We start from the raw sequence: 19,621 nt of genomic DNA on the forward strand, positions 1-19,621 counted from the left end.
TACGGCGATAAAAGCCATTAGAAATAGATTATTTTTTAAAAGCCTATTTGTTTATACTTACAGCATTGGCATCCATTTTATCTTCACGTGCTTTTGCTTCTTCTAACCATTTTGGCAATAAATTCGTTTTAAACTCCTCTTTTTCTTTGATTAGTTTTTCCATATCCAAACCTATGAAAGCTTGTGCTTTTTCTTTAGAGGTAATATCTGGCATTGGTACTTCTTGGTTAAAGCCTAAAGTAGCCAATAATCTAGCTAATTTCACTCTAGCCTCTTGGGCAACATTGAGTCCGCCTCCTAAAACCCGTGCGGTCTCTACAGGAGAGTGAAATGATGCTCCATGAGACGCAGCAGCATAATCCCAACGCCATTGGGCATGACGAATATCTGTAAGTATTGATTCCATTTGTTCTTCTGTAGCGCCTAATTCCCAAGCCTTACCTGCTTCTATATGAGATTTTACTAAAAGGTCTTCAAGCTTTAATCTATTTTCTGTCGCTTTTCTTTGACGCTCATAAACATTCTCTCGTAGTTTATCCGCCTCTTGTCTGTGACATACTTGACAAGAATTGGCTACATTGTTTAAAGGAGATTGTAAATGGTGGTCGGTAAATTTTTGCCCACCTTCACTTTTATAAGGCATGTGGCAATCAGCACATGAGACACCACGATCGGCGTGAACACCGGTTAAATAAGTTTCGTATCCAGGATGCTGAGCCTTCAACATTGGTGTTTTACTTATTTTGTGCGTCCAGTCTGCAAATTCCATTTCATCATAATACTCCTCCATTGCTTCTACTGTCATACCATTTTTCCAAGGGAAAGTCAAATATGGCGTTCCTTCTGCACCAGGTTTTTTCTTATCAAAATAATACTCTACATGGCATTGTGCACAAACTAAAGAACGCATTTCTTGGTGGGTAGCTTTATTAATGTCCTTGCCCATAGCATCAAAAGCTTCTACTAGAGCAGGTCTAGTAATACGTAGTTTCATATTACCTGGATCATGACAATCTGCACAACCAATTGGATTTACGATTTCAGCACCTTTATCTGCCCATTTACCATCGTAGAATTCTGCAACACCTATTTCATTCATTAAACGTGGAACATCTGGACTCTTACAGGTCCAACAAGTAGCGGGCATTGGTCCGTCCCCGTCTCCTTTTGGTCCGCCTGTTCTTAATGTATTTCTAATATCATCAATGGCATAATAATGACCACGCCCTTGGTTATAGTCTTTAGAAAAACCATAACCAGCGAATAATACGACCAATCGTGGATCTTCTTCAAGCACATCTCTCATGGCAGAACCTCCTTGAAATGAAGCAAAAGAAGTTTCTGAAGTTTGCAACCAAGATTGATACTCTCTAGGATAATTTTTACCCCACTCCTCATTTCTAGGTTCATTCTCACCTATATCTACTTGAGGTACATACTGGTATTTGGCTTCACTTTTTCTATTAATAATACTAGAAGCAAGCAGCCCTAATAAGAAGACTACTATAATGGTTACAACAAATAGAATTTTATTTTTCATAATGTGGTGGTTATTTAGTTGCCATTTCTTTTTCTAACCAAGCGGGAATTACTGTTTCTTCTTGATCGGTTGGTAAAGGGGCTATATTATATTTAACGGTAGACATACCATGAATACGTCCGTGAGGTACTTCTTTATGACAGCTCCAACATTGACGCTCAGTTCTATTTTCTTTATGACCTTCTATAAAACCATCGTATTTAGTTTGGGTAACTTGTTGCACATGACATCTAATACAGTTGTTTTGAACTACTTCTTGAGAGCCTTCTCGCATAAAGATAACCTCTGGTTCTGCCCTGGCCGTAAATATTGATGCGTGATAAAGCCCGTCCATAGCCTTAAAATAATAAGCATTGACAACATTATTTTGTGGAACATGACAACCGTTACACGATACCCATTCTCGATGAGAACTATGCATCCAACTATTGTAAACAGGGGTCATTACATGACAATTGACACATGCCTGCGGATTATCTGACATATAGGAAAGCACTTCACCTTCTTTCATTAAAAAAAAGCCAATACCAATGATTGCCGCTAAAGAAAAAACAGCAAAAGAACGTAAAGACGAGCCTTTTTTAGGTAGTATTTTTGACTTAAACCTCAAATCTTAATGTTTACAAAATGATGTGTATTAGTATTTCAATAACAATTTAAGGAATTATTCTATGCAAACACCATTCTAGAAAAAACATTACATTTTAATGACCTATAAGGAAAAATTACCCTTCTTATTTGTATTTAAATTACCTCTATTGCTGATGTATGTTATAAATGCAATAAAAAGTCTGGACACAATAATGGAAGAAAAACAAATACGAACAAGAAAAATAGTACAGCCCAAAGTACGCCCATAAGCAATGGGTATATAATAATATCTCCTTTAACCTTTGGTTTTAATGAATGGGCTAGCAGACTGTGAACACCCATGCTAAACAAAGTGAAAATGATTGCTAAAATTGTAATTAAGTATGCTTTTGAATGTGTGTCTCTAATGGTGAACAAATAAAAACCCAATCCTAATGCAATTGCTATTATAATACTATAAACTCTTCTAGCCATGACTAACTGTTTTAAAGTGCCTGTTTGAAATAAAATAATTGATGATTTGATCCTCTAAAACTTAAGAGCGGTACTCTGCCGTAAGATTCCATTTTCTTTACTAAATCTCTATGAAATACATTTTTTAGAATTCCCTTATGTTCTCTTTCTAAAATAACCACTAAATCTGCATTTGTATCACCTAGGTAAATTCTAAGCGTTTCAAAAACATCTTCTGTAAACAATAATTCAAAATCAATTTGATCATAGTTTACTTTTTCGTGGAGCATCTCCTTAAACCACTCTAGCTGCATTCCTCCTTTGTATTCATCTTTAGTAGAAATATGAACCACTTTTATAGCTGCTTTTAACTGTTGGGCCATTTCTACCAACTTACGAATGGCATATATATCTTCTTCTTCAAAATCAGTTGCATATACTATATTCTTAATAAGCATATAAGAAGCATCTGACGGTATACTCAATACCGGACAAGGAGATTTTTCTAATAAGTTTCTAGTAGTACTACCCATTATCACTTCTCTAATGGTACTGCCCCCTTTAATGCCAAGAATAATTAGGTAAGCATGCCATTCTACTGCAACTGAAATTAAACCTTGTACAACCGATTTATCTTCATAAGCTTCTAATACTACATTGGGATCTTGCCAAGAACTCCCCAAATGCTCATCGCAGAATTCTTCAAGTTTAAATCTGTGTGATTTATGTGCAGTTTTGTCTAGATGTGGAAAAGGTTCGTCGAGATTATCTGTACCCAATATGGTAGGGTAATCAAATACATGACTAATGACCAAACGGGTTTCCATTTGCTTAGCCATATGGTACGCATATTTTAATGCTGCTATAGAATTTTCAGAATAATCGGTACAATATAGTATGGTCTTCACGAGATTATTATTTTAAATATTTTTACCTAAAGTATTGACTATCAAAATAAAAGACCATGACCAGCATCATGTCTACTAAATTTTATAAATTATTAAGGTAACAATCTTAAATAGGAATGATTTATCTTAAAATACTCACGACTGGTGGTTAACTTTATAATAATCATGATTTTGGTCATAAATTTTCAACCCTTGGGGTAATAACTTTATACTTTAATTAAAAAGTGTAGAAATGAGCAATTTTAGAAATAGACCAAAAGACAATTACATTCATGAAGCAGACTGGAAATCGCTCTATGTATTGACCGAACATTGGAAATCAGATATGGCTTTCTACAATGAAGACTTAAAGTTTTTACATCATCTAATAGATAAATACTTTATGTGGATTTCTAAGAAAGATAATATCGATATGGTTAGAGAAATTGAAGTAAGCCTTATTGATACAGATAAAAAATGCAATACACTAGTTAAAAAGATTGATACGCACCTACATCATTTAGCTGAGTTAATAGATAACCCTTTTACCTACGACTCTCACATCTTTAGAACTGAACATGAGCAGCTTGAAGATGACCTAACACTTTTCGTAAAGCAATTTAGAGCAAACCGTAAAGAAGTATTTGCAATTACCGAACATGTTATCGATGGTGAAGAAATGATAAGACGATTAGGTATTACAAGGATATAAAAATCAAACTATTTACTTATTAAAACTCAAAGCTATTCAACTATGAAAAAAGTTATTATTCCTACAGATTTTTCTTTAAATGCACTAAAGGCAATTGATTACGCTCTTGAGCTTTTTAAAAATGAAGCGTGTACTTTTTATATTCTTCATGGCTACCATAATGCTCCTTCATCAGAAATGTCTAAATCTGCCACTCAAAAATCTTTAGATCTTTTGGTTAAAAGTTTAGAAATGCAAACTGCTGATGAAGAGTTCTATTTTGAAGGTATTTTGAAAACGGAATCTGCTTTGAATTTAACGAACCAATCTCAAAAAATCATCAATGCCGATTTTGTTATTATTGGCACAAGGGGCGCATCTAACTTTAGTCAGATCTTTATTGGCAGCAATGCTTTAGATTTAATTGAGCATCTAGAAAATTCGGCTTTAATTATTGTTCCACCAGAATATGAGAGCTCTAGTTCAAAAGAAATTGTTTTGGCCACCGATTATAAACATACGTTTACAAATGCCGAGTTATCTCCTCTTTTGAAAATGGTTAACTTAAAAAAAACTACATTAAATATTGCGCATGTTAAAGCCGAAGAAGCTTTAAGCGATGAACAAAAAGCGAACAAAGAATTATTGAAAAGTGAATTGAAAGAAGTTAAAAATCATTTTTTTGAAATTGAACTTCAAGACAATGTGGCGTATACTCTTCATCAAATTGAAAAAGAAAATAAGAGTATTGATACCATGATAATTTTAAAAACCAAACATGGCTTTTTCAAGCAACTCTTGAGAGAAAATATCATTAAAAATCTAAGTGCTAAAACAAAAATTCCTTTATTAGTTTTATCACAAGTCAAATAATTAAAAACCAGAATATGAAACAATTACATAAAATACTTAATGAAATTACCGCGTTGACATTGAATATAGAAACGAATTACCCAGAATTATATCGTTCGCTAGATGAAAACCCTTTGACCTTGCCCGTTAGTCAACATCCGCATATGGATAAAGTGGTTATGCAAGAATACCTAGAGAGTTTAAAACAGATTTTAAACCATTATTTAGAGGAGCATATAAGTTCTAAATAGCAGTTTAAAAATACTATGCTAACACTTGGGTCAATTTTTATTCTTACTTTATATATTTAAAAAAATCAACAGACCGTAATAGACCAATACTAAATGGCCATATTAAGAATTCCAACTCAAAAAGAAATAAAGCGGTACGCTACCCTATTCAATGTACTGGTTAAATACGGTTTTGAAGATGTGTTATCACATAGTCCCATTCTTAAAATAATTCCAAAGAAATATTTAGAAAAACATCCTGAGACGAAAACAAATCTTTCCTTTTCTAAATATGAACGCATAAGAATGGTGTTAGAGGAATTAGGACCTACCTATATAAAACTCGGACAGATTTTTAGTACTCGTGAAGATATGCTACCGCTTGAGTTAGTAGATGAGTTAGAAAAATTACAAGATCATGTACCAAAACTTAAAGACTTTGATGTTATAGCTACTGTTGAAGAAGAATTAGGTATTGAAAAGTTCAAGTATTTTGCTACAATTGAATTAGAGCCATTAGCTGCCGCATCTTTAGCACAGGTACATCGAGCTCAACTCGTAAACGGCGAAGAGGTAATTTTAAAAATTCAAAGACCAAATATTACCGAGATTATTGAAGCCGACCTTATGGTCATGAAACAGGTTGCAGATAGTCTTGAGAAATACAGCTCGCAGGCAAAAGCTTTTCAACCTATTCGTATTATAGAATCTTTTGAACGCAGTATAAAAGAAGAACTTCAGTTTGCGAGAGAAATAGACAATACCGAACGTTTTGCTCAAAATTTTGCGGGTAATGAGTTTATTCATGTTCCAGAAGTCTATAAAGAACTTTCAACAGATAAAATTATTTGTATGGAGTTTATAGATGGCATTAAAGTATCTAATGTAGAAGCATTGATTACCACAAACATAGACCCAAAAGCAGTTGCCAAAATTGGTGTAGACCTTTATATTGAACAAATATTGGATTTTGGTTTTTTTCATGCAGATCCGCATCCTGGTAACATATTTATACTTCCGGAAAGCGGAAAAGTATGCTTTTTAGATTTCGGAATGATGGGTACTATTCTGCCCAACGAAAAAGAATCTATAAATGATCTACTACTCTATTTTTTAAGTAAAGACGTTAAAAAAATAATCATCTTACTTGAAAAAATCGCAATAAGAACAAATATACCCGATTATAAAAAACTAGAACAAGACCTTTATCAATTACTTGAAGGTGTTAGTAATACCGCCATTCAAAATATTAAACTTGGCGATACCTTGTCTCAGTTCAAAGTTGTGTTATACGAGAATCAAATTATAATACCACATTACCTTTATATGCTTATAAGAGGTATTGTTCTTATTGAAGGCGTAGGCCTTAAACTTGATCCCGAATTTAACATCACCAAAAATCTAGAGCCATATACAGCAAAGATTTTACGAAAGAGATTTAGTTTAAAATACCTGTTTAAAAAGAATCTCAACCGTATAAAAGATATTAATGCATTAGCTGATACACTGCCCGATGATATAAACACCATCGTAAAAAAAATAAAAGAGGGTAAGTTAGAGATTGTGCATGAGCATAACGGTCTTAAAGAATTTCAAACTGCTACTAGTAAAGCTGTAAACCGATTAGTTTTCGCCGTTATTATAGCTGCACTTTCAATAGGATCATCATTATTGGTAATGGCAAAAATGCCGCCACTAATTAATGGAATACCACTTTTAGGTGCTATTGGCTTTGTGATTTCTGCACTTTTAGGGTTTTATATTATCATTTCTATTTTCAGAAATGATCAATTTTAAGCAGTACATAAATGGATGAAGTTGATAAAATAATCAAAGTTTTAGACCCTTACATTTTAGGGGTACTCATCAGTTTAGGCATAGGTCTAATTCTTGGACTAGAAAGAGAATATAATAACCTAAAAGAAGATAAAGGATTTGCCGGTATACGAGCTTTCCCTATCGTTGCTATTATAGGTTTTACTTTAGGTAGCCTAACCGAAACCTACTCTACCTGGTTACCTATTATTGGTTTAGGCGCCTTCATTTTCTTTTTAGGCTTCAACCATTTATATAAAGAGACTGTTGAGTATGAACGGAGCTTTACCACCAACATTGCTTTAATTGCTACTCTAATATTAGGCTTAATGGTTTCTGCCGAATATTATAGAAATGCAGTTGCTACGGCCGTTATTATTGTGACCTTACTTTCGCTAAAGACTCGTTTTCATACCGTTATTAGAAACATTACTTCTGATGAGCTTTTTGCGTTGATAAAGTTTTCTATAATCGCTTTATTGATCCTACCGTTTTTACCTAATAACAATTACGGTCCTAATGAGTTAATAAATCCGTTTGAGATTGGGTCTATTATTGTCATTGTATCGTTCTTAAATTTTATTGGTTATTTTCTGGTCAAATTTGTAGGCTCAAAAAAAGGAATTTTATTGACTGCTATTCTTGGCGGACTCATTTCAAGCACGGCAGTGACATGGAGCTACGCATCTAGAAGTGTTGAATCTCCAGAATTGTCTAGAAAATATGCTGCGGGTATCATCATTGCATCGGCAATTATGTTTCCCAGACTCGCATTGTTGACTTACATTTTCAATAGTGCGTTATTTATGTATGTAGCAATACCCTTTGCTGTGTTTTCAGTAATATGTCTTATAGTTTCTTTAATTCTAATTAAAGAAGATACCAATAAACCTGACACGAATATCAACCTTGGCAACCCAATGAATCTTCTTAATGCCATTGGTTTCGGTGTTATTTATGTGGTAATACTCTTTGCTGTTTTTTATAGTAATCAATATTTTGGAGAAAGTGGATTGTACTATTCTGCTTTAATTGCCGGGTTAGCAGATACCGATGCCATTACTATTAGTTTGGCAAAATTTGCTTCTGACACAGAAAAAATCAAATTAGCATCGTCTGTAATTGTTACCGCCGTAATGAGCAATATGCTTGTTAAATTAGGAATTGCCCTATTTAAAGGTTCTAAAGTAACTGGTAAATTAGTGGGCTATACTTTTGCCGGTATTATTGTAATTGGTGTTTTATATGTTGTAATCGCTAATTGGTCATTATAAATTAGGCGATAGAGGTCTTCACTACTGAATCTAAATTATCAAAAAGTCGCTTTTTTAAAATAAAATTAGCAAATTTAAGTCGTTGATTCTCTACATTCGCCCATTACCTCGTAGCATTGACAATAGCATCTGCAATTTCTGGGTAAACCCATTCTAATGTGTTCCTATTGAAAAGACCAAATTCATCGGCATTACCATTGTCCCACCAAATAGGACAAATACCGCGCTCAGCGCATAACTCAGCATAATATTCTGCATGTGCTAAACGATCTGCCACGTTATTTGCAAATGTAGAGCCCCATTCACCCATTACTACTGCCCTACCTTCGGTCTCGAACTTATCTTGAATGGTATTAAATTCTTGTGTTAACTGCTCCTTATCAGCGTCTGTACCCCAAGTTGGATCAGTACCCGCTAAAGAGAATAAATAAGGGGAATAACTATGAATAGATACAATTATATTTTCATCATTATTAGGAACTAGATAATCTTCTAAGACATTGTCACCAGTGCCTGCGGCATAAGTAGAAACCATAATTTTTCTAATTGCATTGTTGCCTCCCGTAGCACGGATTGCATCAACACCTACTTGGTGATATTGATTTACAACATCTCGACCTTCGGCAGTACCACCTTCCCATTCTTCAGGAGACCCTTCGTGGCGTGGCTCATTTAAAGTTTCAAAGATTACATAATCTCCATAAGGTTTGAATCTATTAGCTATTTGTGTCCATGTTTTTATTAATCGATCTTTTACTGCCGGTGCATTTTCATACGTAGGTATGATCCACTCATCGTCATGATGAATATTGATGATAACATACATGTCATTATTTAAAGCATAATTTGCAATATCTTCTACCCTATCTAACCAGTCAGATTCTAAAATATAATCTGGTGCCGCACCTGTATGAAACCTCCAAGTAACAGGTAATCGTAAAGTTTTAAATCCTTTTTCAAAAATCGCATCAATCATTGCCTTGGTTGTAAAGGGATTTCCCCATGCTGTCTTATCTACATCTTCTGTATCTAAAGTATTACCCAAGTTCCAACCAGAACCCATGTCCAACACAAATTCTTTGGGCGATATATCTCGCATATCACCATTAATAACTTCACTAGGTATAACATCGTTTTCAGGTGTTTCAACGCTGTCTGTACCTTCTGAAGGACTATTATTTACTTGATTTTCTGAACTAGAGCATCCTATTAAAATAGTGATACTTAAAAGAATTAAAAACGGAGAAATATTTTTCATTTGCGCCTTCTTATCCAAAGAACAAATCGTGTGTGATTAATGCTACACTTGCGACTTGTTTATTTATAAATGGAATATAAGCAATTAGGAAATAAAATACTATTCAAGACAAATACCCCCCTTTTTAAGGCTTCTTGAACTAAAATAAGATTTAAATAATCCTAATAAACCCTCATTGCAAATAACAACATGAAGGCTATCGCCTTTTCATTTTTTGTTTCCAATCGTTTACAAAAACAAGAAAAAAAAAGGATTTAAATAATCCTAATGAACCCTCATTGCAAATAACAACATGAAGGCTATCGCCTTTTCATTTTTTGTTTCCAATCGTTTACAAAAACTATGTTTTTGACACTTTTGAAAACAAAAAATGAACTGTTCTCACAGTTCATTTTCTTATTCAGTCGGGATGACAGGATTTGAACCTGCGACCACTCGACCCCCAGCCGAGTGCGCTACCGGACTGCGCTACATCCCGAAATTTAAATGGAAATTAGTCTCCAAAATATTACGTAGTTTTTCAACGCCTTAAAATGAACTGTAGTGCAGTTTATCCTGAGAGAAGTCGAAGGGCTACATCCCGAAAATTCCGATTGCAAAAATAGAGAAGTTCTTTAGATTAAAATCTATCTTTTACTAAAACTTGAATTACTATCTCAAAGAATCTATCCAGTCTATCATTCGCTCTCCCCAATCTTTCAAATGCTCATCATGCAAGCCTAATCCGAATCCGTGACCGCCTTTTGGATAAATATGCATCGTTGCAGAAACCCCTTTATCCTTTACCGCTTTATAGAATAACAAGCTATTTTCTACAGGTACTACGGTGTCATCTGTAGCATGAAGTAAAAAAGTTGGTGGTGTTTGTTCGGTAACTTGTTTTTCATTCGAAAAATAATCGACCATGTCAATCGTTGGATTCTCACCTATTAAATTCATCTTCGAACCTTGGTGTGTCATTTCGCCAAATGATATTACAGGATACCCCAATGCCATAAAATCTGGTCGGGCACTTTCATTATCAATATCATCAAAAGTTCTATACACTTTTTCGTCAAAATGTGTTCCTAAGGTCGATGCTAAATGCCCGCCTGCTGAGAAGCCTATTATTCCTATTTTATCCGCCTCAACATTAAATTTTTCTGCATTATTTCTTACTAACCGTATAGCCCTCTGAGCATCTATTAGTGGTACATATTTTTTATCTTTTTGAGAAACATCAGAAGGCAAACGATACTTTACCACCACCCCTGCAATTCCCTTACTGTTAAAGAATTTTGCGATATCTGTACCTTCCCAATCATAGGCAAGTATACCATATCCTCCTCCTGGAAAAATTAAAACTGCTTCTCCTGTTGCATCTCGTTTTGATGGTAAATACACCTCAATAGTGGGAACTTGAACTTTACTAATTCGTAAAATTTCATTTTGCTCATGTACTTCCTTTTCTAAGCTCTTTATCTGATCAGGAATTTTATCTTTTGGCCATAATTGCATAATGGTATCTTGGGCAGCGGCATCACCCATAACTATTAGCATTAATAACAATAGTGTGTTTTTCATATGTAGTATACTAGGTTATTCGCAATCCCATTTAAAGTTGGCTATAGGGTCATGAGATGCTCCTTGTAAATTATAATGCCACCACTCTGTTCTGGTGGACCAAAACCCATATTTTTCCATGGTTTCTTTAAGCAGCTTTCTATTATCTAGAATGTCTTGGGGTAAGTCAAAATTATCGTGATAGGCGCGCTTTCCAAAAAAATCAAAATCCGAAGGCATATTTAATTCCTCTCCTTCTAAAGTAACCAATGTAATATCTACTGCCCCGCCCTTATTATGAATTGAACCTTTTATAGGGTTTGCCACGTACTGCGGATTAGGAACAATTTTCCACATTTTATACTGTACTGAATTAGGTCTGTAACAGTCGTAAAATTTAATTTTTACGCCATGCTTTTTAAATTCTTCATTTGCTTTCAGCAAAGCCTTTACCGTTTTTGCTCTTGTATAACATTCACCACAATCATATACCTGCTCTTTTAAGAAATTATTATCTGTAGCGTATCTTAAGTCATACGCAAAGCCATCACTATAGTCTGCTAATCGAACGAATGTAGTATCTGAGATACCTTCCAGATTTTTAAATACTGGTTTCTCTGCTTTAGGTTCTATTATAGAATCTATTACAATTTCTACTACTTGCTTTGTATTGGCAGCTGTATTTGTATTTTTTGCTTCTTCTTTACACCCTATCGTAAACACAAGAATTGCCGATACTAACAATACCCAAACTCTATTCTTAAACATGTTCTAATTTTATTTGTGTTTCAAGATACAGATTTTTACCAGAGGTGCTTTATCTTTAAAGTAGTTTCAATTAGTAAATATCAATTCTATTTAACCAAAACCATGAACAACCATATATTTCTAATTTTGTGCTTAGCGCTTTTAAGTTTCTCATGTAAGAATGATAAAAAGTCTTTGAATAAAGATGTAGAAAAACCGGCATCTCCTTGGTTCTTGGGTTTTCAGAAAACTGAGCTTAATCCAATAATGCAACCAGATTCTACGTATACATTTTTGGATCCAATTTCAAAGAATGAAGTCCGTTGGCAAAAGGCCGATGTTTTTAATCCGGGAGCTATTGTAAAAAATGATACGGTATTTTTATTATTTAGGGCAGAAGATAATCCTGATGCTATTTTAGGAGAAAGAACCTCACGCGTTGGATTAGCTTACAGTACTGACGGAATACACTTTACAAAATATGCAAAACCTGTACTTTTTCCCGATAACGATGAATTTGCCCAGTGGGACCAACCTGGTGGTGTAGAAGACCCTAGAATTGTTGAAACACCCGAAGGTACTTTCATTATGCTTTATACAAGTTGGAATAATGATGTTGCCAGACTTTCTAGCGCTACATCTAAAGATTTAAAAACGTGGACAAAAGAAGGTCCGGTTTTTGAAAATGCCTATGAAGGAAAATATTTAGATGAATGGAGTAAATCGGGATCAATCGTCACCGAATTAGTGGATGAGCGATTAATTGCAAAAAGAATTAACGGTAAATACCATATGTATTGGGGAGAGCTTTTCGTCAATCTTGCGACTTCTGAAAACGGGGTCGATTGGGAACCTAGCTTAACTAAAAAAGGTGATTTACTTCATAGTTTTAAACCGACTTTAAATGAATTTGATAGTCATTTAACCGAACCAGGACCGCCAGCCTTATATACAGATGCGGGTATTCTCTTACTGTACAACGGTAAAAACTTAAGTGGAGATGGTGCCACTACTAAATACCCTGAAGGTACTTATTGTGGTGGGCAAGTCTTATTCGATAAAAATGATCCGACTAAAATGCTTCAAAGAATGGAGGTTCCTTTTATTTGCCCAAGCTTACCTCATGAAATCAGCGGACAATATAAGGCAGGAACAACCTTTATTCAAGGTTTGGTGTATTTCAATAATAAGTGGTTTTTATATTACGGAACCGCCGATTCTATGGTTGGTTTGGCTATTAAAGAATAACTACATAATAATTTTTATTCCCACACCAATATTTCACTATATCGATTACCTATACGCACCGCTTTGGCTGCAAAATGTGTATTATTTGGCAGTACTTCTGAATAGCTAATTCCTACTATTAAATATAAAAAACCTCCTATTTAATTAAAAATAGAAGGTTGCATTGCACTTTTGGTTGTTGGTTTACTTCAAACTTTTTAGATACACTAAGCTCTTTGGTACTTGCGTAACAACATTCTTAGATTCATCTTCTATGAACATATATTCAATGCCTAATTTTTTAGCTTCAGCAACTATGCCGGCAATATCTATTTGCCCTGTTCCTAAAACAACATTGGTATCATCTTCTTCGTGACCGGTATTATTACCTTCAATACCTTTTTCCATATCCTTTAAATGTAATAGGGTAAATTTCTTCGGATATTTCTTCATCAACGCCAACGGATCAGCACCACCATGTTGCGCCCAGAACACATCTAATTCAAACGTATAATCTGTAGCATTCTTAGCCATATAATCAAATAAAGTACCATTTTCATAAGGTCTAAATTCATACCCATGTGGGTGATACGCCAATACGAGTCCGTTTTCTTTCAGCTTCTTTCCTGCCTTATTGAATACTTCTGTCGCATGTTTTGTTTCTTCTAGATCCCATTTATCATCATCATGAGGTACCCATGCGCACATTACATATGTAGCTCCAAAATCTTTGGCATTTTTTATGACCTTGTCTACATCATTCTCCAAGTCCTCGAACCCAGCACCTACACTCACCATCTCTAAATCATTTTCAGCTAGTAAAGCTTTAAAATCTTCCAATGGCATATCATAGGTTTCGCCACCTTCAATTTTGGTTATTCCCCATTCATTAATCAATCCTAGGGTGTTAGAAACATCCATTTTAAATTGATTTCTAAGGCTATACAACTGTAAACCTACCTCTTGGGCTTGCGCTAAAAAACCACTACCCAAAAGGATAGTGGCAATCATTACTTTTTTTATCATCTTGATATTCATTACGTAAGTAAATTTCCTTCGTCATCCCATTCAGCCATAACGTTACGTTGACTTTGGTCTACACATTTTGCAATCCATGCTGGGTCATAAGCGACACCATGCTGATCAAGTATATCTTGGGGTACACCGTCCCAAACATTTGGTGAATTTCCTTTATATCCTAAATCTGCAATACCTACTTTAGAGGTATAGTACCCTGTAACGGTTAAGCCACGCATGGTATAGAAAAATTGAATTTCTAATGGTTGCTCACTTAAAGGTTTCTCTGTATCATGCCAGCAAATTTCATCGCAAATCTGTTTTTTCTGCTCTAAGGTAGCCGACTTAAATTCGGTACCAAATTCAGTATTGCTCTTATGATCTAACCACATTAAGCCTCCTAATAGTGTCGGAGCCATTTCTGGAATATCTTTACCCATAAATTCTACTAGCGCTGGCACTTCTGCCTCTATAGGACCACCATGTGGCTCTTTTGGAGGAAGTATCACTACGCTTAAAGCTGCAATAGTTTCCATCTCATGCTCGTTGAACAATTGCTCTGCATTTAATTTTTCTATACGATCCAATTCTTCTGGCGTTCTACCAAAATATTTTTCGCTACTTGCTACAATATCTTGATCTACAGATTCGCCATTTTCAGTCTTACATGAATTGAAGACCAGCCCAGAAGTTGCCGCAGCACCACCAAGTATTAAAGTTTGTAAACTCTTTCTTCTATCCATCATCCTAAATATTTTGTGCCTTTAATTGTTCAATGATATAATCTGATGCTCTCCATGAAAGCGCCATAATCGTCCAAGTACAGTTCTTATCTGCTTGAGATACAAAAACCCCTGCATCTACTATAAATACATTGTCTGCATCATGTAACTGCTGAAACTTATTGGTAACCGATGTCTTTGGATCATCTCCCATTCTTGTGGTACCTACCTCGTGAATAATCTCACCTGGTTTGTTTAATCCGTAATCTTTATCCTTTCCTGGCTTATCACCTAAATAGTGACCACCCATGTTATGAATAATCTCCTCAAAAGTATCTTGCATGTGCTTCGCCTGATTTACTTCGTATTCTGAATGCTTATAGTTAAACTTCAAAACCGGTATACCAAATTGATCTACAGTAGTAGGGTCGATTTCACAGTAATTATCTTTGTAAGCGATCGCTTCTCCACGACCACCGAATCCTATAACGGAACCGTAATATTTCTTTACATCATCACGTAAGCTATCACCATAACCTCCTGATTTTAATCCGAAGTACTGGTTCATGGCATTTGGATCCCAACCAAAACCGTAGTTTGGCTGTCCCATACCACCCCAAACTTCAATATGATATCCTCTTGGGAAATTCAGTTTTGAATTATCGCCCCACCATGGTGAGTAAACGTGCATACCACCTACACCATCTTCATTATAAGATGTCTTTCTGTTCATTAAACCAGGTATTACACCCGATGCACTTGATCCTGTTGAATCATGTAAATACCTACCAACAAGGTTGCTACTATTACCTAACCCGTTAGGGTGTTGCTTACTCTTAGAGTTTAATAGTATACGTGCAGAACTACATGCTGATGCTGCCAATACTACCACTTTACCTCTAAGTGTATATTCTTTTCTATCTTCTTTGTTGATGTAAGATACACCTGTTGCTTTACCTTCTTCATTGGTAAGAACCTCACGTACCATTGAATTCACAAATAATTTCACTTGACCGCCACTCTTTTGAGCCGGAAAGATCAAACAACTACCTGCTGAGAAATCGGCATATATTTGACATGATCTACCGCATTGTCCGCAATAGAAACAAACGCCACGATCTTCATTAATTCTTTTGGTCAACATTGAAAGTCTCCCCGGAATTACCGGTATGTTAGACTTCTTTGCGCCATTGATATAAAATAATTCGTGCAATCTTGGTTTCGGGGGAGGAAGAAAGAATCCGTCAGGATCGTTTTCTCTACCTTCATTGGTGCCAAATACACCAATTAATTTGTCTAATTTATCGTAATATGGTTTAACATCTTCGTATCCTATTGGCCAGTCATCGCCATGACCATCACGGGTTTTTCCTTTAAAATCTTTTGGTCCGAAACGTAAAGAAATACGTCCCCAGTGATTAGTTCGTCCTCCGAGCATTCTTGCACGCCACCATTTAAATTCAGTTCCTTCTGCATGTGTATATGGCTCTCCTTCTACTTCCCAATCTCCCCATGACATATCCCATTCACCAAAAGCTCTATCTGTACCTGCTCCTCTTCTTGGAGAATCATATGGTTGTTTTAATTGCGTCATGGTCTTTGGATCAGCTGGGTCAAAAAATGGACCCGCTTCTACAACTGCTACATTTAAACCTGCATCTGCCAATTGTTTGGTAGCCATACCACCACCAGCTCCTGAACCTACGATGATTACATCAAAGATTTCTGAGGATTCCTTTATCTGCATAATTTGAAATTAGTTATTGATTACAATTTAATTCTTTATTAAAATAAGCACCTTGTTTTTAGCTGAATAACCATCGTTACTGGACGGACGGATATCTTTTAAGCACAATTGTCCGTTTTGGGCAATTTTGTTATTCACTTACAAAGGTAGAAGCAGGCAAACCTGCCGCATTGAACAAAGTACCTATGTCTGTACTTTTAAAAGCATATCTAACCCCTTTCGGATTCTTCACTTCTTTTGAGCTTACTACTACTTCATTATTCTTCAGTTTTGCCCTCGCAGAAAACCATTCTCCCGCAGCATTTGAAATTTCAAAAAGTGTTACTTTCTTTTCTTTATTATATAATCCGTCAGCGTTGCTGAAGTTCACTTTTAACTGATTGCCGTCTACTTCAAAAGAATCATACAATGGACCATAGACATCTTGACCTTGTAATAATCCGTACTCATTTTTAAGTGCAATATTCGCTAATCGCAAACCTACATCTTGTTTGTTTAAAGGATGAATGTTTTCGGTCGTACAGATATCACTCGTCATAGCCATACCTGTATTTTTCAACGCCAAAGTTCTTCGTTGCTGGTCGCGTACCATACCACCCGCAAACTCTTGGTCATATTTAAACGGAGCTATTTGTACATAGTAAAACGGAAAATCGTCATTCCATTCTGTTCGCCAAGAAGTAATCATTTTACTAAAAAGTTCATGGTAGCTTTCTGCGTTTGCTGTATTGGCTTCGCCTTGATACCAAAGTGTACCTGCAATTTTAAACTTGGTCAAAGGTGCTATCATGCCATTATACAGAGTAGATTTCTCTACCGTCACCCATTTATTAGTCTCGACCTTTTTGTGAGCTTCGACCAATTCGGGATGTGCTTTGAAAACAGCGTCTGGTGTCCAAACCTCAGCACTTGATGCACCCCATGCATTATCTATTAATCCGATGGGAATATTTAATTCTTTTTGAACTTTTCTCGCAAAGAAATAGGCGACAGCACTAAAATCTTGCATGGTTTCAGGTGAACAAGCTACCCAAGTTCCCGCTACATCTTCTTGAGGATATTTAGCTGTTCTCTTCGCAACCGTGAACAATCGGATATTTGGATAATTGGCATTCTCGACTTCAAAATCTCTATTCGCGATTTTACTGTTTGCACTCCATTCCATATTACTTTGCCCAGAGCAAAGCCATACCTCACCTATCAAAACATCTTTTAAGGTTATTTCGTTTTTACCACCCTTAAAGATTATTTGAAATGGTCCGCCTGCTTTGGGTGTTTTTACTGTAATCTCCCATTTTGCTTTATTGCCTGTTTTGACGGCAACGGTCTCATCGTTCCAACTTGTATAAATCGTAAATTCTTCATTAGGATCTGCCCAACCATACAACAACACATCGGTCTCACGTTGCAATACCATTTCATTTGAAAATATCTTAGGCAGTGTAATTTCAGCCTTGGCAAAAGTTGTTACCAAAAGGCATAACATAATCAGGATAAAACGTAAATTCATTGTAGTTATAAAATTTTGATTTAAATATACCTAAATATGCCTCATATTAGCAAATTCACAATCATTGAATGTTATTTTTAAAGGATTTTTCATATTGTCTCTTATATTTATGATATTCATAAGCTACTAAAAATCAACTTACCATGTCTAGCCAACCCCAATCCATTAAAAGACGAAATTTTATTAAAGGTGCTTCGGCATCTTTACTATTTACTTCTTTACCCGCCTTCGGATTCGAATTTTTCGCTACTGAAAAACCGAAAAAAGTAGCACTTATTGGTACTGGTTGGTATGGTACTGGCGATTTATTGCGTCTTATTCAAGTTGCTAACATTGAAGTTGTAGCACTTTGTGATGTTGATGATAATCAACTTAATACTGCTGCGCAACTAGTTTCTGAACGTCAAAAAAATAAAAAGAAACCTAAGCTCTACACTGACTATAGAACCATGCTAGAAAACAATAGTCTAGATATTGTACTTATAGGCACACCCGATCATTGGCATGCCTTAACCTGCATCGCAGCACTAAAATCTGGAGCTCACGTTTATGTTCAAAAACCGATTAGCGTTGACGTTATGGAAGGCGAGGCAATGGTCGCTGCTGCTAGTAAATATAACAAAGTGGTTCAAGTAGGTACACAGCGAAAAAGTACGCCGCATCTCGTAGCCGCTAAAAAACAAATTATTGATAAGGGTTTGCTTGGAACTATCGGTCACGTAGATATGAGTTGCTATTACCATATGCGTGCCAATGGAAATCCGCCAGAGCAAGAAGTGCCCGATTTCTTTGATTATGAAATGTGGACAGGTCCCGCACCTATGAGACCTTACGATGGTCTGCCTCATAAAAGATGGTGGCGTACATTTCGAGAATATGGAAACGGAATTACAGGTGATATGTGTGTACACATGCTAGATACCGTTCGTTGGATGCTTGATTTAGGATGGCCCAAACGTATAACTTCTGAAGGTGGAATATTTGTTCAGAAGGATGGAAAATCGAACATATCTGACACACAATCTGCCGTATTCGAGTATGACTATCATAATTGCAATTGGCAACACAGAACATGGGGAAACCCAGATGATGCTGATTACCCTTGGGCTTTTAAAATATATGGATCAAAAGGTGTTCTAAAGGGTGATGTCATGAAAGCTGAATTTGTACCCGTAGATGGTAGTGAATCTATTCGTTACGATGTTGTTTATGAGAAAGAGAAATATCCTGAAGACTTATCTGAAAAAGACATTGAATTACATGCCGCACCCGCTACTCGTAAGCATATGATAGATTTTTTGAATGCTATACAAAACAATACCAAGCCTGTTGCTGATATTGAAAACGGACACATTTCTACCGCTAGCTGTATTTTAGCTAATTTATCGATGGATTTAAAAAGACCTTTAGTGTATGATCCACAAAGTAGAACGGTCATAAACGACCCAGAAGCTACTGCATTATTGCACCGCAATTATCGTGGTCAATGGGTGCACCCACACCCAGATACGGTGTAAA

At 35.7% G+C, this 19,621-nt stretch carries 18 protein-coding genes and 1 tRNA gene; 7 read left to right on the forward strand and 12 right to left on the reverse strand.

The annotated features are described in order from the left end of the window. Positions 1-43: 43 nt before the first annotated feature. The 4 genes from nrfA to Q4500_RS12485 all read right to left on the reverse strand — a co-directional run bounded on the left by nrfA (position 44) and on the right by Q4500_RS12485 (position 3,492). Complete coding sequence (nrfA, locus tag Q4500_RS12470; RefSeq protein ID WP_303599983.1) at positions 44-1,540, reverse strand: ammonia-forming cytochrome c nitrite reductase; 1,497 nt, start codon at positions 1,538-1,540, stop codon at positions 44-46. A gap of 10 nt (positions 1,541-1,550) precedes the next feature. Continuing rightward, positions 1,551-2,150, reverse strand: coding sequence for a cytochrome c nitrite reductase small subunit (nrfH, locus tag Q4500_RS12475; RefSeq protein WP_303599984.1), 600 nt, complete (start codon positions 2,148-2,150; stop codon positions 1,551-1,553). A 161-nt stretch (positions 2,151-2,311) separates the two neighbouring features. Next, a complete protein-coding gene (locus Q4500_RS12480) occupies positions 2,312-2,605 on the reverse strand; it encodes a hypothetical protein (protein WP_303599985.1) in 294 nt (97 codons plus the stop codon). 11 nt (positions 2,606-2,616) lie between these two features. Then, a complete protein-coding gene (locus tag Q4500_RS12485) occupies positions 2,617-3,492 on the reverse strand; it encodes a universal stress protein (RefSeq protein ID WP_303599986.1) in 876 nt (291 codons plus the stop codon). Positions 3,493-3,724: 232 nt separating this feature from the next. Here Q4500_RS12485 and Q4500_RS12490 point away from each other — a divergent pair, with 232 nt between their 5' ends. The 5 genes from Q4500_RS12490 to Q4500_RS12510 all read left to right on the forward strand — a co-directional run bounded on the left by Q4500_RS12490 (position 3,725) and on the right by Q4500_RS12510 (position 8,333). Continuing rightward, a complete protein-coding gene (locus Q4500_RS12490) occupies positions 3,725-4,183 on the forward strand; it encodes a hypothetical protein (RefSeq protein WP_303599987.1) in 459 nt (152 codons plus the stop codon). Between the two features lie 42 nt (positions 4,184-4,225). Next, entirely contained in the window at positions 4,226-5,035 is an 810-nt protein-coding gene (locus tag Q4500_RS12495; RefSeq protein ID WP_303599988.1) for a universal stress protein, read from the forward strand. A gap of 14 nt (positions 5,036-5,049) precedes the next feature. Continuing rightward, positions 5,050-5,265 carry a hypothetical protein gene (locus Q4500_RS12500; protein ID WP_299800257.1) on the forward strand — a complete coding sequence of 72 codons (216 nt, stop codon included), beginning with the start codon at positions 5,050-5,052 and terminating at the stop codon, positions 5,263-5,265. Between the two features lie 93 nt (positions 5,266-5,358). Then, positions 5,359-7,041, forward strand: a complete 1,683-nt coding sequence (locus Q4500_RS12505) for an AarF/ABC1/UbiB kinase family protein (protein ID WP_303599989.1) — start codon at positions 5,359-5,361, stop codon at positions 7,039-7,041. 11 nt (positions 7,042-7,052) lie between these two features. Next, on the forward strand, positions 7,053-8,333 hold the full coding sequence (locus Q4500_RS12510) for an MgtC/SapB family protein (protein ID WP_303599990.1): 1,281 nt from the start codon (positions 7,053-7,055) through the stop codon (positions 8,331-8,333). Positions 8,334-8,436: 103 nt separating this feature from the next. Here Q4500_RS12510 and Q4500_RS12515 read toward each other — a convergent pair whose 3' ends face one another. From Q4500_RS12515 to Q4500_RS12530, 4 genes are all read right to left on the reverse strand, one after another. Continuing rightward, complete coding sequence (locus tag Q4500_RS12515; protein WP_303599991.1) at positions 8,437-9,591, reverse strand: glycoside hydrolase family 5 protein; 1,155 nt, start codon at positions 9,589-9,591, stop codon at positions 8,437-8,439. Between the two features lie 404 nt (positions 9,592-9,995). After that, positions 9,996-10,069, reverse strand: a tRNA-Pro gene (locus Q4500_RS12520). A 173-nt stretch (positions 10,070-10,242) separates the two neighbouring features. Beyond that, positions 10,243-11,154 carry an alpha/beta hydrolase gene (locus Q4500_RS12525; protein WP_303599992.1) on the reverse strand — a complete coding sequence of 304 codons (912 nt, stop codon included), beginning with the start codon at positions 11,152-11,154 and terminating at the stop codon, positions 10,243-10,245. 15 nt (positions 11,155-11,169) lie between these two features. Then, positions 11,170-11,901, reverse strand: coding sequence for a M15 family metallopeptidase (locus Q4500_RS12530; RefSeq protein WP_303599993.1), 732 nt, complete (start codon positions 11,899-11,901; stop codon positions 11,170-11,172). Between the two features lie 102 nt (positions 11,902-12,003). Between Q4500_RS12530 and Q4500_RS12535 the strand changes: the two genes are divergently transcribed. Beyond that, positions 12,004-13,128, forward strand: coding sequence for a glycoside hydrolase family 130 protein (locus tag Q4500_RS12535; RefSeq protein WP_303599994.1), 1,125 nt, complete (start codon positions 12,004-12,006; stop codon positions 13,126-13,128). Between the two features lie 183 nt (positions 13,129-13,311). Here the strand turns inward: Q4500_RS12535 and Q4500_RS12540 are convergent, their stop codons facing one another. The 4 genes from Q4500_RS12540 to Q4500_RS12555 all read right to left on the reverse strand — a co-directional run bounded on the left by Q4500_RS12540 (position 13,312) and on the right by Q4500_RS12555 (position 18,103). Continuing rightward, entirely contained in the window at positions 13,312-14,133 is an 822-nt protein-coding gene (locus Q4500_RS12540; RefSeq protein ID WP_303599995.1) for a sugar phosphate isomerase/epimerase, read from the reverse strand. Between the two features lie 11 nt (positions 14,134-14,144). Then, the gene (locus Q4500_RS12545; protein WP_303600031.1) at positions 14,145-14,867 is read right to left on the reverse strand and encodes a gluconate 2-dehydrogenase subunit 3 family protein; all 723 of its coding nucleotides are present in this window, start codon (positions 14,865-14,867) and stop codon (positions 14,145-14,147) included. Positions 14,868-14,871: 4 nt separating this feature from the next. Next, positions 14,872-16,593 carry a GMC family oxidoreductase gene (locus Q4500_RS12550; RefSeq protein ID WP_299323835.1) on the reverse strand — a complete coding sequence of 574 codons (1,722 nt, stop codon included), beginning with the start codon at positions 16,591-16,593 and terminating at the stop codon, positions 14,872-14,874. A 130-nt stretch (positions 16,594-16,723) separates the two neighbouring features. Next, a complete protein-coding gene (locus tag Q4500_RS12555) occupies positions 16,724-18,103 on the reverse strand; it encodes a sialate O-acetylesterase (protein WP_303599996.1) in 1,380 nt (459 codons plus the stop codon). A gap of 143 nt (positions 18,104-18,246) precedes the next feature. Between Q4500_RS12555 and Q4500_RS12560 the strand changes: the two genes are divergently transcribed. Next, positions 18,247-19,620 carry a Gfo/Idh/MocA family protein gene (locus tag Q4500_RS12560; protein ID WP_303599997.1) on the forward strand — a complete coding sequence of 458 codons (1,374 nt, stop codon included), beginning with the start codon at positions 18,247-18,249 and terminating at the stop codon, positions 19,618-19,620. Position 19,621: the final 1 nt, after the last annotated feature.

Origin of the sequence: Maribacter sp. 1_MG-2023 (genome assembly GCF_030547005.1) — a bacterium.
Classification (GTDB): Bacteria; Bacteroidota; Bacteroidia; order Flavobacteriales; family Flavobacteriaceae; genus Maribacter.

Bases quoted from the DNA above. Each gene is read 5' to 3' on its own strand.
- Q4500_RS12505 (WP_303599989.1), top strand. From the start codon at position 5,359: ATGGCCATATTAAGAATTCCAACTCAAAAAGAAATAAAGCGGTACGCT.
- Q4500_RS12480 (WP_303599985.1), bottom strand. From the start codon at position 2,605: ATGGCTAGAAGAGTTTATAGTATTATAATAGCAATTGCATTAGGATTG.
- Q4500_RS12495 (WP_303599988.1), top strand. From the start codon at position 4,226: ATGAAAAAAGTTATTATTCCTACAGATTTTTCTTTAAATGCACTAAAG.
- Q4500_RS12555 (WP_303599996.1), bottom strand. From the start codon at position 18,103: ATGAATTTACGTTTTATCCTGATTATGTTATGCCTTTTGGTAACAACT.
- Q4500_RS12540 (WP_303599995.1), bottom strand. From the start codon at position 14,133: ATGATAAAAAAAGTAATGATTGCCACTATCCTTTTGGGTAGTGGTTTT.
- Q4500_RS12515 (WP_303599991.1), bottom strand. From the start codon at position 9,591: ATGAAAAATATTTCTCCGTTTTTAATTCTTTTAAGTATCACTATTTTA.
- Q4500_RS12545 (WP_303600031.1), bottom strand. From the start codon at position 14,867: ATGGATAGAAGAAAGAGTTTACAAACTTTAATACTTGGTGGTGCTGCG.
- nrfA (WP_303599983.1), bottom strand. From the start codon at position 1,540: ATGAAAAATAAAATTCTATTTGTTGTAACCATTATAGTAGTCTTCTTA.
- Q4500_RS12525 (WP_303599992.1), bottom strand. From the start codon at position 11,154: ATGAAAAACACACTATTGTTATTAATGCTAATAGTTATGGGTGATGCC.
- Q4500_RS12490 (WP_303599987.1), top strand. From the start codon at position 3,725: ATGAGCAATTTTAGAAATAGACCAAAAGACAATTACATTCATGAAGCA.
- Q4500_RS12560 (WP_303599997.1), top strand. From the start codon at position 18,247: ATGTCTAGCCAACCCCAATCCATTAAAAGACGAAATTTTATTAAAGGT.
- Q4500_RS12500 (WP_299800257.1), top strand. From the start codon at position 5,050: ATGAAACAATTACATAAAATACTTAATGAAATTACCGCGTTGACATTG.
- Q4500_RS12510 (WP_303599990.1), top strand. From the start codon at position 7,053: ATGGATGAAGTTGATAAAATAATCAAAGTTTTAGACCCTTACATTTTA.
- Q4500_RS12550 (WP_299323835.1), bottom strand. From the start codon at position 16,593: ATGCAGATAAAGGAATCCTCAGAAATCTTTGATGTAATCATCGTAGGT.
- Q4500_RS12530 (WP_303599993.1), bottom strand. From the start codon at position 11,901: ATGTTTAAGAATAGAGTTTGGGTATTGTTAGTATCGGCAATTCTTGTG.
- Q4500_RS12535 (WP_303599994.1), top strand. From the start codon at position 12,004: ATGAACAACCATATATTTCTAATTTTGTGCTTAGCGCTTTTAAGTTTC.